Genomic DNA, 17,600 nt, shown 5'->3' on the forward strand with positions numbered 1-17,600 from the left:
TGACTAAGTTTTGAGATTGGTAAATCTCAAAGCTAAATCTATAGCGCTATAGTTTTTATAGGCTATGCTTAAAGTTTAAAAACAAATATAATTAGACAATTATTCCTATTTATCAAAAATTGAGAAACTAAATTTAGATTTGGACAATTTTGGACGTTTAACTTGGAAATTTTGATTCTAAACTGACCGTGCAACCTGTTGATTATACAACTCTTATGGCTTCGTGTTCTGAACTCCGCGCCCAATGGCTGCCGGCCAGGTTAGAACAAGTATATCAGCGCGATCGCTTTACCATTGCCATAGCCCTCCGAACCATCAAGAAACGAGGTTGGCTGGATATTTCTTGGCATCCTCAAGCTGCCCGTATCTGTATTAGCGACCCTCCGCCTCGCATTCCTGATACATTTACCTTTAGTCAACAACTCAAACATCAGTTAGGTGGGTTAGCTTTAATAGATATTGCTGAAGTTTCACCTTGGGAAAGAGTTTTGGATTTTCAATTTGCTAAACGTCCTGGAGAAGCTCCTCTCTGGCATCTTTATGTAGAAGTTATGACTAAATATAGTAATGTTATTCTTACCACTGCTGATAATTTAGTTGTTACTTGTGCCCATCAAGTTAATAGTCAACAGTCTAGTCTTCGTCAAATTCAAACTGGTCAACCTTATGAACTTCCACCATCTCTAACTAATCCTATTCCTAACCTCCAAGAAACTCAACAGCAATGGCAAGAACGAATTAGTTTAATTCCTGGTTCATTATGGCGAAATGTAATTAAAAATTATCGTGGTTTGAGCAAGGCTTTAGTACAACCAATGATTGAAACTGCTGGTCTAGACTTGCAAAAATCTACAGATGACCTGACTTCTTTAGACTGGGAGAAATTATTTCTACTTTGGCAAAAATGGCTGGGAATTTTGGAAAAATTGGATTTTTATCCTAGTTGGACATCTACAGGGTACAGTGTAACAGGTTGGGGAGCAATAGAATATGTTAATACTGTCGGTGAATTAGTAAATAGCTATTATACTCAACAGCTTAATCAGCAAGAGTTTCGTCAACTACATCATCAAATTAGTCAAAAACTTAATAGTATTACGTCTAAGTTACAGCTAAAGGCCGATACTTTTACTGATCGTTTAAAGCAGTCCGATGGGGCAGAGTTGTTGCGATCGCAAGCCGATCTACTTATGGCCAATCTTCAAGAATGGCGATCGGGGATGAAAAATATCTCCCTTGCGGACTTTGAAACAGGGGAAGCTGTGGTCATCAAGTTAGACCCAGAAAAAAATGCTGTGCAGAATGCCCAAAGTATTTATAAAAAGCACCAAAAGTTGAAAAGGGCACGTATAGCAGTTGAGCCACTTTTGGCAGAAGTTCAAGCAGAAATTGATTATTTGGAACAAATAAACACTTTTTTGTCTCAGTTAGATAGTTACCGAAGTCCAGAAGATTTACAGACTTTGGAGGAAATTCGGGATGAGCTGATTCAACAAGGTTATCTTAACGCCCCAGAACATCATCACCAAGATAATAGAAAAGATACAGAATTTTATCGTTACCAAACTCCTGGTGGGTTGGAATTATTGGTAGGTCGTAATAACCGTCAAAATGACCTGTTGACTTTTAGAGTTGCGGGAGATTATGATTTATGGTTTCATACTCAGGAGATTCCTGGCAGTCATGTTTTGTTACGACTGGATGCTGGTGCAATACCTGATGAAGTTGACCTCCAGTTTGTTGCAGATATGAGTGCCTTTTATAGTCGTGCTCGTCAAAGTGAAGTAGTTCCAGTGATTTATACCAAACCTAAGTTTGTTTATAAACCCAAGGGAGCCAAACCTGGCATGGTTGTTTATAAACAGGAGCAGGTTTTGTGGGGCAAGCCACAAAGTGCTGAAGTCCACATCACACAGAAGTGATTTCTTGTGGGTGTGTTAACATCCTCCTCAGCCTCAAGGTGCGGATATTCCTACCGAGCGTGAGCTTCCTCGGTGGCTTAACATTTCATTGGCTACTGCTTTTCATGTAGCGCAGCGAAACTTGACGCTAGTCTTACGCTGGCGGCCACATCTGTTTTTTGTCTCAGACTGCACACCCGCGACTAATATATTTATTGCTGCATTTTCATCACGGTCGTGTTTTGCACCATAGTTAAGACATTCCCACTATCTAAGTGAAAGGTCTAACTTACCACCTTTAAACCCAAAATACGAAGAAGTTCGAGATGTTGGTTCCTAACGATTAATTACTCTGAAATTACGACCATATTTTTCTGCTTTTCGTTCCAAAAAAGTCGTAAATTTTCTCCATCCTAAATCACTAATACTTCTAGATAATTTACGATTTCTTGGCAAGCGTTCCCTTGCGACTATCGCCGTCGTGGGCTAGCGTCGCTTTTTAACCATGAAAGATATATTCAAATCTTCTAAAATAATTCTTTGGTTTTCACGAATTCTTGCAGACATAGGGAGTGACTGTAGAGATGTTTTCCCCCATAATACTTCTGGCCAGGAGGCAGATTCTCAAGAAAAAAAAATTCTCCTGAGTTTATCCTCGGTCTTCCCGACTTCCAGCAGTTCACGCAGCGTCTCCGTCAAGAAAAGGCTGTTAAATTTTTTTTAATAAATTTCTCAATAGTTTGTTACAATAAGTACATACAACAAAGTGAGACCTATAACCCGCTAAACGCTGCGAACTTGGGAATGCGTAGCTAAAGGTTAATCTCACAGAAGTAACAACGGAATATTTTAAGACCTAGGCCAGTTTTCCTAAACTGGTCTTTATTTTTTATTTAGGGCTGGCTGATTAACTATCAAAGCATTGACAGATCGAGGCAAGTACCTTTTTGGGTCGAAAAAGCTAAAAAAGTTAGCATTTTGGGCAGACAAGGGCAGAAAAATCAAGGGATAATTCTTCTGACTACCTCCTCTATAATTCCTATTTATCCTGACTCCTACTCTTATCAAAAGACTTTTTCCGCAAACTCTATTTATTTATTATACCACAAAAAAAGCTTTTTGTAACACGATATCATCTGTAGAGAAAAAATAGTATCAATAAAGACCGAAATAGTATCAATTATATCTCATTCAAGGGTTGTTAGTAACGTATGATAAATTATAAACCCCTATACCGAGAATTTTATTGGTAATAACTTATGTTACATAATAGTCCAATTGCACTTCAAGAACACAAACAATACAATCATCAAAATTACAGATATCTACCAGAACTGAATCTTGAGGCTGTCAACCAGGAGCTTGGCCAAGCAGATGCTCATACTTTGGTGAAGTGGGGATATGAAACTTTTGGGGAAGGTCTGATTATGAGTACCAGTTTTGGTATCCAGGCTGCTGTTATGTTGCATCTAGTTACAAGTATTGCGCCTAATATTCCTGTTGTCTGGGTTGATACAGGATACTTGCCAGCTGAAACCTATAGATTTGCTGAAGAGTTGACAGAACGACTTAAACTTAATCTGAAAGTATATCAGTCCCCTATTAGTCCAGCTCGGATGGAAGCTTTATATGGCCGACTTTGGAATGAAAAAGATGTTGATGCTCTCAACCGCTATGACCAAATACGCAAGGTAGAACCTATGCAACGAGCATTGAAAGAGCTTAGGGCGACTGGTTGGTTGGCTGGGTTAAGGGGAGACCAAACCAAGCACCGTCAAGGTTTAGCTCGAATTGGTAAACAGTCGGGTATATACAAGATTCTACCAATACTTGGTTGGAATGCACGGGATATTTATCAATATTTGACTGCTCACGATTTACCTTATCATCCATTTTTCGATTTGGGATACACTACTGTGGGAGATTGGCATTCTAGTCGGCCTCTGACTGCTGATGATACAGATGAACGTGATACCCGCTTTCATGGCCTTAAGCAGGAGTGTGGGCTACATTTGCCTCAAACACAGGCTGAAGCTCAAAGTCTTGATTCTAGTTCATTGTAATTAATTTGATTAGGAGTCGTGTGAGAATAACCATTAGAGTTTTTTTGATGGAAGCTAGATTTAACAACCTATTTCAGATAAAATTTGTAGAACTTATTTTTACATGATGCCTTGGCGTCAGATTATCGTTGCTAGGTTCCAAAGGTGTGAGGTGTTAGGTTTTAAAAGCATTTTACAGATAAAGGCTGAAGAATTTTTTCGGAAAAAAATTTTAAGCTTTTAGCCCCTGTCGCTCAAAATGTGAGAATTTTTTTGTGGAAGAGCTAAAAAATCTCAGACAATTCTTCTCTTTTTCTTAGATACCCATTTATCCTAACTTCTGACTCCTGACTACAATACCTTTTTTTGCTTAAATCCACATTAAATGCAATCTAAAACCTAACACCAATTTAATAAATATTTGCTACAAATAGTTAGGGGATTTTTTATGATTCAGTAGTCAGAATGAATAGCTTTGATACCATTTCTTAGTTCATCACTTATCTTATCTTATTAGTCAAATATACATCTTCTGTAAAGTCTTTTGATAGGCTTTATTATTCGTAAAATTATTTTTTCACGCTTGGTATCATACCTAAAATCTAGAATAGAATCTTTTTCAATTACTGCCTGGCTAAAGTCTTTATTTATTTCAAAGCTTCAGCATGATAACGAATATGCTCTTCGATAAAAGATGCAATGAAATAATAGCTATGATCGTAATTTTCTTGCATTCTTAAAGTTAGTGGTAAGCCAACTTTTTGACAGGTATTTTCAAAGACTTCTGGGAGTAATTGCTTTTGAGCTAAAAAAGGATCGGCAGTTCCTACATCAATTAAAATAGGATGATTATAATCAGAAGTTAAAACTAATTCACTAGCATCATAATTACGCCAATTTTCTTGGTTTGTACCTAAATAATTGGTAAAAGCTTTTTGACCCCAAGGGCAACTCATAGGTGCTGCAATTGGAGCAAAAGCCGAAACAGATTGATATTTTTCAGGATTTTTTAAAGCACAAATTAATGCTCCATGACCTCCCATCGAGTGACCGAAAATACTTTGCTTATCTGGTTGTACTAGAAAATTTCTAGCAATAATTTCTGGTAATTCTTCGACTACATAACTATACATTTGATAATATTTTTTCCACGGTTCTGCAGTGGCATTAATATAGAATCCTGCACCTGTACCTAAATCCCAATCATCATTCTCTCCAGCAATACCAGTATTACGTGGGCTTGTATCTGGTGCAATTAAAATTAATCCATATTTATTAGCAAATTGTTGCGCTCCTGCTTTAACCATAAAATTCTCTTCAGTACAGGTTAAACCAGACAGAAAATAAAGGATTGGTAGGGGTTTTGATTTGGCTTGCGGTGGTTGATAAATTGAGAAACGCATCTCAATATTACAGGTGGAAGATGAGTGGAAATAATAGCTGACTTTGCCACCAAAGCATTGATGTTGTTTAACCAGGTTAATTTTTGTAGACATAAGTCATTTTAGTTAGTAGTCAGTAGTCAGTAGTTAGTAGTCAGTAGCCCTAGGGGCGATTCGCGAATCGCCCCTACAGTAGAAGATACTAAATCAATACATTCTACTCTTTTCAGGAATTTAGCACTCAACTACCTACACACTTCGTGCATAACCCTGTAGATGATTAGATTGTATGTGTAATTAAACAGATTTGATATTATACCAATTCCCATGAATTAATACTAGACTTAGGTAAAACTTCAGTTATTAATTAATTAACACAAGCCCATGGAATCTTTTTGCTAATTTGAGCTAATTTAATGTTAATTATTTATATTTTTACCGAATAATTAATAATTAAATAATTAAATAATTCAGCTTTGTTAGCTTCTCCTTGGATAGGGAAAAAAGCGGTCGTTTGCGGAGCAGTCCGTCAGGATGGGATGCCGAGGTCTCCTCGGCATATCCAATCGACCAAGACAGCGGTTGTTTGCGGAGCAGTCCGTAGGATGGGATAGATAGGTGACCTAACAATATCCAATCAACCAAGAGAAATTTATTTTTTTCCTTTTACTCAATCCTCTCCCTAAAAGGGAGAGGTAATTATCCATTATCCATTATCCATTATCCATTATCCATTATCCATTATCCATTATCCATATCCCCTTTTTTAGATTTACTTTAAAAACAATCTCTCAGACTTTTTTGAGACAAATCTTATTAAATAATTAACTATTCTGTAATTATCTGCTAGGAGATTGTAGTAATGATTAATTAAATTACCATTTTTATGGAGAATTGGATAATATTATGGGCTTAAATATTGAGGCTGTAAAAAAAGTGAGTATAGCCATCCCCCAATTTCAACATCCTGAACTTTTGGAGATTGCTCTAACTCATCCAAATCACATTTATGATGGGACTAATATTATTAGGCCAGAACAAAAACAACAGGCTCTAGAGCATCAGGGTTTGGCCAACTTGGGCTATGTTGTTTTTTGTCGAATTGTTAGTAACTATTTATCAGACAATTTTTCTAGTTTAGGTAAGGCAACTCTGACTGTTATAGAAAGCGATCTTGTCAGTAGAAATATGCTGTCTGAATTTGCTAGAGATTTAAAGTTGAGGGAGTTTTCTTTATTGGGAAAAAGTTATAAATGGAAGCATAAAAGTGAGCAGAATAAAATTTTAGCTCAAATGTTTGAAGCTCTAATAGGTGCAATTTATTTGGAGTTTGACCGAGATTTAGAACGGACTTATGATTGGTTAGTTGAATATTGTATTGCCAAAGCAGTTAATCATATTTTGACTGCTGCATTTAAAGATGATTCAGATTTAGAAACAGATTTTCAACTGATAGATTGGATTGAGGTTTTAAAATTACCTTTATTAAATCCAAAGAGTTTATATAGAAAAAATAATCCCTTGCTTGAATGTTAATCAAATTATTGTTGATTGTAGTTTTAGTTGTAGGTTGGGTTTTGGCTGTCGCCGACATGAAAAGCGGCAGCGCAATCCAAGAAAAACTCTACGGTATCTTGATACATTGCTTCAATCCACAACCTAAAAATACTGTGGCAATCAGGAATGATTTTGATAGATATTTAAGAACAATTAAGAGCAATCAAAATCTTTTTATATTCTGACTCCTGAGTTCTAAGTTCTAATTACGACTAAAATCTTACAACTGAAATATGATTGTTATATAGCACTATGCAAATATTTGTTTGACTGTTGTAAAACTTCAAATCTATTACCTGTAAAGTTTTTACTCAAGCTGACTGCTGAGTGCTGAATACTTATAGCTATAATCTTGAATTTGAATTTTTGAGTTGACAGTATTAGGTTTTTTTGCCTGAACCCAACCTACAAATATTATCTTTCAATTTTTGAGTTTGAACTTGGAACTTTTGAGTTGACAGTATTAGGTTTTTTTGCCTGAACCCAACCTACAAATATTATCTAATTTTCGACTTGAAACTTGGAAATTTTATAGTGCTTTTCAGATAGATGAAGCAGATAGTCAAAATAAAAACGTTGTCAGTACTTTCCATGGAACGAGTGTGGTCTACCCATAAAAAAACCCTTCTAAGTTGACAATGTTGGGTTTTGTTACCTCAACCCAACCTACAAATATTATCTAATTTTCGACTTGAAACTTGGAAATTTTATAGTGCTTTTCAGATAGATGAAGCAGATAGTCAAAATAAAAACGTTGTCAGTACTTTCCATGGAACGAGTGTGGTCTACCCATAAAAAAACCCTTCTAAGTTGACAATGTTGGGTTTTGTTACCTCAACCCAACCTACAAATATTATCTTTTAATTTTTGAGTTTGAACTTGGAAATTTTGAGTTGACAATGTTAGGTTTTGTTACCTCAAGCCAACCTACAAAAATAATCCGTGCATCCCTGTGAAAAATTATTTTTATGCTTCTGCCTTCTTGAAAAAGTTACAACACAAGGTTCGTAAAGTACCAAAAAATCACCTCTTTGCTTAACCATCCACCCAAAAGCTGTGGATCTGGAGCGAGGAGTAGACCATAATGCAATTATTTTTTGATCCATTATTACTCTAATCAGAAGATTTAGTAACAGAAATAATATTTGTTGTTTGTCAAATATCATCAAGATTGGCAACTTTGCCTGTCCCGTTTGTTATATTTATTGTACACACAATCTCTAATAATGTAAAAATTATGAAAATAGCGATCGCTCAACTTAACCCTATTATTGGTGATATTTCCGGCAATGCTAAATTAATTTTAGAAGCTGCCAAAAAAGCACAAATTTTAGATGCTAAGTTGATGATAACTCCAGAATTATCATTGATAGGTTATCCGCCACGAGATTTATTAATTTATCCTAGTTTGATTGAAGCTGCTGGTGTGGAATTAGAAAAGTTAGCTCAAGATTTACCATCAGAAATAGCTGTTTTAGTAGGAACTGTAATTTTTAATTCTCAAGCTGCTCAAAATGGAGAAAAATCATTATTTAATAGTGCAGCTTTATTAGCCAATGGAAAAGTCAAACAAATATTTCATAAACGGCTTTTACCTACTTATGATGTCTTTGACGAAGACCGATATTTTGAGCCTGGTAAAAGTAGCGATTTTTTCACATTAGACACTTCTCCCGAAAGCTCAGAATCTTCAGTTAAAGTAGGCGTAACTATCTGCGAAGATTTGTGGAATGATGCAGAATTTTGGGGAAAGCGAAATTATACTTGCGACCCCATGAAAGAATTAGCCGAGCAACAGGTTGATTTTGTGATTAATATGTCAGCTTCTCCCTATCGAGTTAGGAAACAAAAATTGCGAGAAGCAATGTTAGAACATAGTACTAATCGTTATCAAATACCAATTATTTATGTCAATCAAGTAGGTGGGAATGACGATTTAATTTTTGATGGTTGTAGTGTGGTTTTTAATTCTGCTGGGAATGTTATTTATCGTGCTAAACCTTTTGAGACAAATTTGGCAGTTGTAGAATTTAATTCGGCAAAAAAAGATTTAATCTCAGTGAATTTTGAAAGTATAAATCTGCCAGAAAGCGAAGATGAAGAAATTTGGTCTGCTTTAGTTTTAGGCGTAAAAGATTATGTGCGGAAGTGTGGTTTTTCCAAAGTTGTCCTGGGTTTAAGTGGAGGAATAGATTCTGCTTTAGTCGCAGCGATCGCTACTGCTGCATTAGGAAAGGAAAATGTTTTTGTTATTTTAATGCCTTCTCCCTACAGTTCGGAGCATTCTGTGAAAGATGCTGATGCTTTAGTAGAAAATTTGGGTATTCCTAAACAAATTATATCTATTGGGGATTTAATGAAAGGTTATGATAATAGTTTGGCAGATTTATTTGCAGATACAAATTTTGGCATTGCTGAAGAAAATATTCAATCTCGAATTCGTGGAAATTTATTAATGGCTATTTCTAATAAGTTTGGTCATTTACTATTATCTACAGGCAATAAGTCAGAAATGGCAGTTGGTTATTGCACACTTTATGGTGATATGAATGGTGGATTAGCTGTAATTTCAGATGTGCCAAAAACTCGCGTTTATTCTCTGTGTCGTTGGTTGAATGAACAGGCAGTTAATAGCAATAAAAAATTCTATGGAGCCGAAAATTTACTAATTACTCAAAAGCAAAATATTATTCCCGAAAATATTATAACTAAAGCTCCAAGTGCTGAATTAAAAGAAGATCAAAAAGACCAAGATTCCTTACCTGCTTACGAAGTATTAGATGAGATCTTATTTCGCTTAGTAGAAAACTGCGAATCCTTAGACGAAATTATAGCAGCAGGACATGATTCAGAAGTAGTAAATAAAGTAGTAAAATTAGTCATGCGGGCAGAATTTAAACGTAGACAAGCACCTCCGGGGCTGAAGATTAGCGAGCGAGCTTTTGGCACAGGTTGGCGGATGCCTATTGCTAAGAAATTAACAATTAATAATTAATAATTACCTTTTCTGATAACCGATAGGATTGGGCTAAAATGATTTTTTTTCTTTTTTCTTTTTTCTCCATGAATGGAGAGACTTTATACCTTAATGTTTCGGTAAATTTTCAGAAATTAAAAGTTATATTATATGAATTTATGGATAATATCAAGTAACATTCATTAACCACAATGTAGGGACGTTTTCGGCTAAGAGCCGACATGAAACTTATAGCGAGCGCGACATGAAACGCATTCTTGTTATGCAACGTCCCTACGAGGTTGGGAAAAGATTTTTTATTATGTTTTTCTTTCACTATTCTCTGTTATATGTTCCCTGTATCGTGACTGTAGCAATATTTTATGAAATTGGTATTAAACTCAGAGAATGAGATGGCAAACTATGTCTATATAGCAACAAGCTTAGATGGATTTATAGCTACAAGTAATGGGGAATTAGATTGGCTAGAAGAATTACCAAACCCCGAAAAAAGCGATTATGGATTTGCTGAATTTATGAATAATATGGATGCTGTAGTGATGGGAAGAAAAACCTTCTCAAAGGTTTTAACTTTTGAGCAATGGGTTTATGATAAACCTGTTTTTGTATTAAGTAATAGTCTCACCAAGCTTCCAGAAAGCATTGTTGGTAAAGCTGAAATTGTTAGTGGGGATATAAAGAGACTAATCATTCAATTGAATCAAAAAGGATATCAAAATTTATACATTGATGGAGGTAGAGTAATACAAAGTTTTCTTCAAAAAGACCTTATTGATGAAATGATTATTACTCGCGTTCCAATTCTTCTAGGAAAAGGATTTCCTTTATTTGGTAAACTAGAACAACATCTTCAGTTCAAGCACAAAAAAACGGAGATATACAATAATACTCTGGTCAAAAGCCACTATATACGAGATAGATAAAAGTAATTAGGGTTTGCTGAAAAAATCTTTTTAAGGAGTAGGAGAGTGGGTAGGGACGTTCGCATTTTTGTTATGCAACGTCCGTACAGAGTAGTTAGGAGAAACGAGGAATTATAGAGGAAATAGTCGGATATGAAAGTCCCTTGATTTTTCTGCTATCTCCCCTGTCTTTTATGCTAACTTTTTGAGCGAAATCAACTGAAAACCAGACACTTTTTTCGACCTAAAAAAACTCAAATCTTTATCTGTCAGCGCTTTTATATTTGATCGGTAAGCCCTAATTACTAAGCATATTTTTAGCTAGATTGCAAAAGGAATATTAATAAATGCCTTATAGTAAATTTAACTTAGATGAACTACTAACAAACTTTAATCTAAACCTAGTCGAAATTCAGGGTAAATTCAACAACTTACCTGAAGTTGTACCTAGTAAAATACTACAAGAACTTTTCAAAGACTATATACCTTTAGCAGTTGCTATAGGTTCAGAAAAAGCCCGTTCCGAATTAATTGTTGCCCCGATTTTAGTAGAAATAAAGAAACAACTAAATCATCAAATTAGCATTTTTTCAGGAATAGAATTTAACGTTAATCCCCACCAAGGTTTAAACGGTTTTTGTGATTTTATTATTAGTCGTTCCACAAGACAACTTGTCATCGAAGCACCGGTTGTTGCCTTAGTAGAAGCAAAAAACGATAATCTGAAATCTGGTTTTTCTCAATGTATTGCAGAAATGCTAGCTGCTCAAATTTTTAATCAAAGAAAAGGTAATAATATTAATAAAATTTATGGTGTTGTTACCACAGGAACAGTTTGGCAATTTTTAGAGCTAGAATCTGAAACTATAATTGTAGATTTAGAAGAATATTCTATAAATAATTTATCGAAAATATTCGGTATTTTAATTAGTTTAGTTAGCTAGATATTCTGTCACAGAAATCAGGAGTCAGGAGTCAGAATGAAAGAAGAAAGTAGGGACAGGTTCAACCAAAAACATTGACATTGACCGATAAGTTAAATAAACCCGCCCTGTCCAGGATAGGCGTCTTTGGTTTGTAGTATTGCTCTAGCCCAATAATAGATAGATATTGCTCAAGCCCTACTACGAGCTTTAATTAACTACGATAACCAGACATGATTAAATAGGGGGCTGGTTCTATCAAAAACATTGATATTTCCCCAGAAATTAAATAAACCCACACATATCTTTCGGGACGGGTAATCATCATGGGGCGGGTTTAGCAACATCTTTGACATCAGCACGATGTTCTCCTCAAAACCCTCCCCTATTGTCATTCTAACTCCTGACTCCTCTTACCTACGAATCTACTGCAACCAACCGCTCCAAGGACTAACTTCAAGTACCCCTGTTGGTGTCATCACTACCCGGAATATTCCAAAAGACTTTTTCTGACTCGTAACTTCAGAATTAGCACTATCTAACAATTTTGGTAAAGGAGTTTGTTGAACATAATCTCTAGCAGGTTGATTCATCGGTTCTAAACTGATAATGACACCATCAACATCAACTTTCATCTGAAATAGTAAATCCTCATACCAACTTGGAGTCTGTTGCCAACTTTGGTCAATTTGGTCATATAACTTTTGGTTTAACTCCTCTAACCTAACTCTATCAGTAATCTCCGAGATTACAGCTATATCTGCTTCTTTCTTAACAACAGATGGGAGAGTAGCATTCTGTAACTGTTTATCACTCAAACTTGATACAGGCCACAATTTAATAGTACCATCAGCACTGCCACTGGCAAGAGTTTCACCATTTGGGTTAAACTTTAAAGACCAAACAGCTTTAGAATGATTCGTAAACGTTTTCAGTAACTCTTCTGTATTCACCTCCCACAGATGAATTTTTCTGTCGTAACTACTACTAGCTAGAGTTTTACTATCAGGACTAAAAGCAACAGATAAAACTGCTTTGTCATGTCCTTCTAAAGTAGATAAAAGTTGACCTTTTTCTATCTGCCATAACTTAACTTTCTGGTCTTGACTCCCACTAGCAAGCATTTTGCCATCAGGACTAAAAGCGATCGCCCAAATTGTGTTTGTATGTGCTGCAAAGGAGTGGAGTTTTTTACCTGTATTCAATTGCCAGGTTTTGATTTGACCTTTTTTACACGCGCTAGCAAGCATTTTGCCATCAGGACTGAAAGCTAGAGCATTTATAGGTTCTGGATGTTGAATTGTCATCTTAACAGAACCAGTTTTGAGATTCCATACCTTCATCATACCATCATAACTACCACTTGCCAGAGTCTGACCATCAGGACTCATTGCTATAGCTTTCACATCATCGGTATGACCTTCAAGAGTCTGAATGAGATTTCCATTTCTGAGATCCCAAAGTTTAATGCGGTTATCCCAACTACCACTAGCAATAATTTTTCCATCAGGACTCATAACAAGAGATTCGATCGCATCTGAATGAGCATTGATAGTACGAACTAATTTACCATTAGTTAAATTCCAAATCTTAATTTTACCATCATAGCTACTGCTTGCTAGAGTTTTTCCATCAGCACTAATGGTAACTGCATATACCCATGCTTGATGTCCTGAAAGAGTCAGAGAGGGTAGAATTTTTTGTTCTGATGTCCGAATATATTTATTAGTTGATGTTGATAGCGATCGCCACGACCACAGTCCGCTAATAGTTGCTAAAGTAGTTGCTGCTATGACTGTAGAATATTTCCAACGGTTGGGTTGAGCGAGCATAAATTTGAATCCTGCCATTATACCATTAATTATTAGTTGTTCGAAAAATTTCAGATTACTTTTTACTATTAATTTAATTTGCACCCTTTAGTTTTGACTAATTAAAAAAATCAGATTACTGTTTACCAATGGATAATTGATAATTAATCAATTCGGTTTAAAGCCTATCCTAATAATTAATAATTAATAATTGATCATTAGATAGCGTTTTCATTATTTATTGTTCATTATCAATTAGTAAGATTTTCTTATATTCAATTCCCTTAGGGTTTTAACCAGAAGTAATTATCCATTATCCATGATCCATTAATGAATATCTATCTAACTTGTACCCTTAGTTTTTGCCAATTTTTTTCTGCGCTCTAGAAATTTTCTAATAATAAATAAAACTGTTATACCTGTGATTCCCAGCATTGCTAATGGGGTAAGATAGCTCCAATGACCCCACATTTTATCTATGACGTGCCAAACTAAGAGAAACATTGCTAAATAAGTCAGTTCATGTAATTTCTTCCAATTTTTTTTCATTTTTTTAATACTCCAATCATTAGAAGTGATTGTTAGTAGTGTAAAAATAATGAAAGTCACAACTCCTTGTACATATATCCAATATGTTTGAATATCAAAAAAATCAAAGTTTCTCTTGAGAACTAGCAAAACTCCATGACCAAGGGCAAATAGAAAAGCAATTACACCTATTTGACGACGATACTTCAGTAACAATTTAGGAATTTCCGTCTTTTTTGTGCTGGGAAAAACAATTCTGAGAATTGTGGGTAGTAAAGTTATGATATAGCATACTAATGCCAATAAACCTAAGTAGTTTGCAACTGGTGCTGTATCCAAAATAGTCTCTCCTTTAGTTACTAAATTTTCTTTAACCGATAATTTTTTTTCTCATTCATATAACTACTTACAGTAGTTATTTTTCTCTAATTACTGTACGCTCAAATTAAGATCTTTTTTTATGACTTAAATCAGTGGAATTACTAGGCTCAATTATTACGTCTAATCTAGAAGATATTACTTGAAAATTTGGGGAAAAATTTATATTTTTGATGCTAGTTATTGATGACTAAATTCAATAATTATCCAGAAACTAATAGCAGTGTAAAGATTCTGAAACTTATTACTTCTTGTATATATTTACGAAATATAGAACCTTAATTCCGGATCATTACTGAGGATAAAATTAAACAGATAAATAATCTCTAAGTTTGATTCAGGATACTTAGACGTTCAGTTGATATTTTCATTCCCTGAAGTGACACGGTTGTGTAAGTCTTAATTTCAGAGTAATTACATAGAAGTAGCAATATTTATCAGTAAATACTTTTCATTGTCTGGAGATAAAGTTAAAAATTACTACTTGTTTACTACTGTCAAATTGCTTTGGGATGTACCCATCAATTTTAGCCATTACCTAACTCCTGATAATTTTCAGCTAAGAGTTTGTTTTGTTGTCTAAACTGATATATTTCTGAGTTTTCAGACGTTATGCAATTTGTCAAACTGGAAGCAAATAATTTTAATCAAGGTCAAGTACCTGTGCAAAATTAATTTAATATTTGTCAGTAGGGAACAGAGTCTCTGCAACTTCCCTTTCTCAGAGAGGAGGTAGGGAACAGGGAGTAAAAAATATAGTTGTGTACTTGAGAAGTAGGTCTAAAAATAATTTTGCCTACCTACTTAACCTAGTCATCAAATATACTATTAATTTTGCTTGTCTAATTATATTTACATAGTAGTGTTGGTGGATCTGGAAAAAGAATCTTGGCTCTGTCTTCTCCATGAATACCAAGCAACTATTTGACATCTTCACAGGTTAAAACACCCTGAATTCTATAGTTTATCTACCACAAAAGGGATAAATCAGCTTATGCTTTCAGCCTCTCAACATACTCCTAGACTGCTTGGGTAGATATTAATCTAGCTGGTTTTTCTCTCACCATTTTTTGAGGTAGTTTTCCGAGTGGTTTTACTGTGTCGGTATTGGAGCAATAAATTACTGCTTTGCTTTAGCTGTCTGCTTCCTTTTCCTGGGGAATGCTGCGCAAACAGCCGTCGAGCAAAGGGAAATCTCATCTCTGTCTGTTGTCTGTCGGAATCTCACCGAGTTTCACCAGGGGTCATTTGGTAGCGACCAACCTTCTAATAGTCGTAATTCCAATTATAGTAGACTTTTACTGGGGATTGCAACCTGGGAGTCGTCATTCAACCAGAGGATTAATCCACCTTTTTTTATGGGTAGTGGACTGTTTCACCTAAAATAGTGCATTAGCTTTTCGAACTAAATTCTTGCTATAGATAGATTACAGCATTTTCCTAAAGCAACATTTAAGATCAAACAGTCCAGTAGTGGTGTACAAGTAGTGGTTTACAAGTAGTGATTTTTTGAAAAAATCAAGTAGACCAGGAAATACTTCCTTTAAAAGGAGGGAATTTGCAGTATTTTCTGTTCCCTATTCCTTGTTAAGTGTTCCCTGTTTCCTACTATCTGTTCCCTACTCCCTCAATAAATCACTACATCTACAGGACTACTTTTTGACGTTTATCTATCTGGCGATCGCCCTGCTTTTGTTTTATTACATAATATTTAATTATATCACAAAATATTAAATGAGTAAAAAATGGTAGAATTTAGGATTGATTTGATAAATATTTGTTACAAATGAGTCCCTAAAAGCCTCCATTAGTAAAGATTTATAATAGCTTGAATTTTACTAAATGGTATAATATATTTTTATTAATTATTATAGAATTATTCAGAAATAAAAAATATGATCGGACAAAAATTAATTGGAATTATCAGTCTAATCGTAACAATTTTTTCTACAGTTCCTGCTAGGGCTGAAACAGTTATGGAAAAAGTAGCCAGAACAGGAGTTTTGACTATCAGTACCAGAAGCGATTTAATACCATATTCTTACATTAATGAAGAAGGGGAATTAGTCGGTTATTCAATCGATTTGCTCAATCTTGTTCAAGAAGAATTAGAGCAACGACTTGGTAAAGATATTATTATTCAAGTTGTGATAGAAGAAAAAATTTCAGAACGAATTCCTAAACTTAGAAGTGGAGAATTTGATATTGCTTGTGATACATCATTTACTTGGGAAAGAGATAGATTTGTAGATTTTTCTACTAGCTATGCTGTTTCAGGTATCCGTTTATTAGTAAATTCTGAAAGTAATCTAGCATCTCCAGAATCTTTAGCTAACAAACGTATTGGTACTGCACCAAATAATCCTGGAGCAGCAACAATAAAAACAATTCAACCCCAAGCTAATTTGGTAAGTGTTAACAGTGTTGAAGAAGGATTAAATGCTTTAGAACAAGGAAAAGTTGATGCTCTAGCAGGAGATACTGTTATTCTTTATGCAATTAGAGAAGAGCTAGGTAAGGATTCTTATAAACTTGTACCAGAACAACCTTATGCAAGATACGGAGTAGCTTGTATGGTTGCTGAAAATAATTCTACTTTCCTCAATTTAGTTAACTATTCAATTATCAAAATGATGCAAGGCTACCTAGTAGGAGAAAATCGTTTTGAAGAAATGGTTAATCAGTGGTTTGGTCCGGAAGGAATCATCAATATAGACCCGACAATTATCAGTAAATTTTTTGAAAATGTTATGATTACTAAAGAACAAGTTCCTCTTGACCAAACTGAGTCTAACGCTATTACTAAATAATTCTATTTGAATTTCAGGAGAAAACTTGGTGAAACTTTCTACAAAAAGTAGTTGGGTAGGCTTTTTACTTGCTTTATATACACTGAATATTCCCATAGCTAATGCTATAGAAAATATCTCACTTCAGCCAACATTTGAAAACTGCATAAATAGAATTACACAAACTATTAGACAAAAAGAAGAACAACTTCAAAATTAATCAAATGTCGAACCAGACCCTATAGCATTAGGTTGGGGTGATGGTAGAAATCGAAATTGGGTTAATGGTAATCGTGTTAATTGGAAAGATGGTCATGGCGGTAGTTTTACTAATGTAAATCCTTGGCGCAATGGTTGGAGTGATTTGGGTGGTTTTTATAACTATTCTGGTGGCTTTAATAACTCTCGTC

At 34.9% G+C, this 17,600-nt stretch carries 11 protein-coding genes; 8 read left to right on the plus strand and 3 right to left on the minus strand.

What is annotated here, in order from left to right:
- Positions 1–188 precede the first annotated feature (188 nt).
- A complete protein-coding gene (locus ACP6PM_RS00150) occupies positions 189–1,922 on the plus strand; it encodes an Rqc2 family fibronectin-binding protein (protein WP_426580716.1) in 1,734 nt (577 codons plus the stop codon).
- 1,238 nt (positions 1,923–3,160) lie between these two features.
- Entirely contained in the window at positions 3,161–3,964 is an 804-nt protein-coding gene (cysH, locus tag ACP6PM_RS00155) for a phosphoadenosine phosphosulfate reductase (RefSeq protein ID WP_426580717.1), read from the plus strand.
- Positions 3,965–4,590: 626 nt separating this feature from the next.
- Here the strand turns inward: cysH and fghA are convergent.
- Positions 4,591–5,439, minus strand: coding sequence for an S-formylglutathione hydrolase (gene fghA, locus ACP6PM_RS00160; RefSeq protein ID WP_426580719.1), 849 nt, complete (start codon positions 5,437–5,439; stop codon positions 4,591–4,593).
- An 822-nt stretch (positions 5,440–6,261) separates the two neighbouring features.
- Between fghA and ACP6PM_RS00165 the strand changes: the two genes are divergently transcribed.
- The 4 genes from ACP6PM_RS00165 to ACP6PM_RS00180 all read left to right on the plus strand — a co-directional run bounded on the left by ACP6PM_RS00165 (position 6,262) and on the right by ACP6PM_RS00180 (position 11,705).
- Entirely contained in the window at positions 6,262–6,861 is a 600-nt protein-coding gene (locus ACP6PM_RS00165; protein WP_426580721.1) for a ribonuclease III domain-containing protein, read from the plus strand.
- Positions 6,862–8,119: 1,258 nt separating this feature from the next.
- Complete coding sequence (locus tag ACP6PM_RS00170; RefSeq protein ID WP_426580723.1) at positions 8,120–9,877, plus strand: NAD+ synthase; 1,758 nt, start codon at positions 8,120–8,122, stop codon at positions 9,875–9,877.
- 374 nt (positions 9,878–10,251) lie between these two features.
- Positions 10,252–10,782, plus strand: a complete 531-nt coding sequence (locus tag ACP6PM_RS00175; RefSeq protein ID WP_426580725.1) for a dihydrofolate reductase family protein — start codon at positions 10,252–10,254, stop codon at positions 10,780–10,782.
- A 326-nt stretch (positions 10,783–11,108) separates the two neighbouring features.
- A complete protein-coding gene (locus tag ACP6PM_RS00180; protein WP_426580727.1) occupies positions 11,109–11,705 on the plus strand; it encodes a hypothetical protein in 597 nt (198 codons plus the stop codon).
- A gap of 404 nt (positions 11,706–12,109) precedes the next feature.
- On the opposite strand, the gene ACP6PM_RS00185 is transcribed toward ACP6PM_RS00180, so the two are convergent.
- Positions 12,110–13,534: a WD40 repeat domain-containing protein gene (locus ACP6PM_RS00185; RefSeq protein ID WP_426580729.1), complete on the minus strand. Its 1,425-nt coding sequence runs from the start codon at positions 13,532–13,534 to the stop codon at positions 12,110–12,112.
- Between the two features lie 303 nt (positions 13,535–13,837).
- Positions 13,838–14,362: a ferric reductase-like transmembrane domain-containing protein gene (locus tag ACP6PM_RS00190; RefSeq protein ID WP_426580731.1), complete on the minus strand. Its 525-nt coding sequence runs from the start codon at positions 14,360–14,362 to the stop codon at positions 13,838–13,840.
- A gap of 1,934 nt (positions 14,363–16,296) precedes the next feature.
- Between ACP6PM_RS00190 and grrP the strand changes: the two genes are divergently transcribed.
- Positions 16,297–17,211, plus strand: a complete 915-nt coding sequence (gene grrP, locus ACP6PM_RS00195) for an extracellular substrate binding-like orphan protein GrrP (RefSeq protein ID WP_426580733.1) — start codon at positions 16,297–16,299, stop codon at positions 17,209–17,211.
- Between the two features lie 28 nt (positions 17,212–17,239).
- Positions 17,240–17,410 carry a hypothetical protein gene (locus ACP6PM_RS00200; protein WP_426580735.1) on the plus strand — a complete coding sequence of 57 codons (171 nt, stop codon included), beginning with the start codon at positions 17,240–17,242 and terminating at the stop codon, positions 17,408–17,410.
- The last annotated feature ends 190 nt before the right edge of the window (positions 17,411–17,600 follow it).

It is taken from the genome of Dapis brunnea BLCC-M229, from assembly GCF_050015995.1.
In the GTDB taxonomy this organism is placed as follows: domain Bacteria; phylum Cyanobacteriota; class Cyanobacteriia; order Cyanobacteriales; family Microcoleaceae; genus Trichodesmium.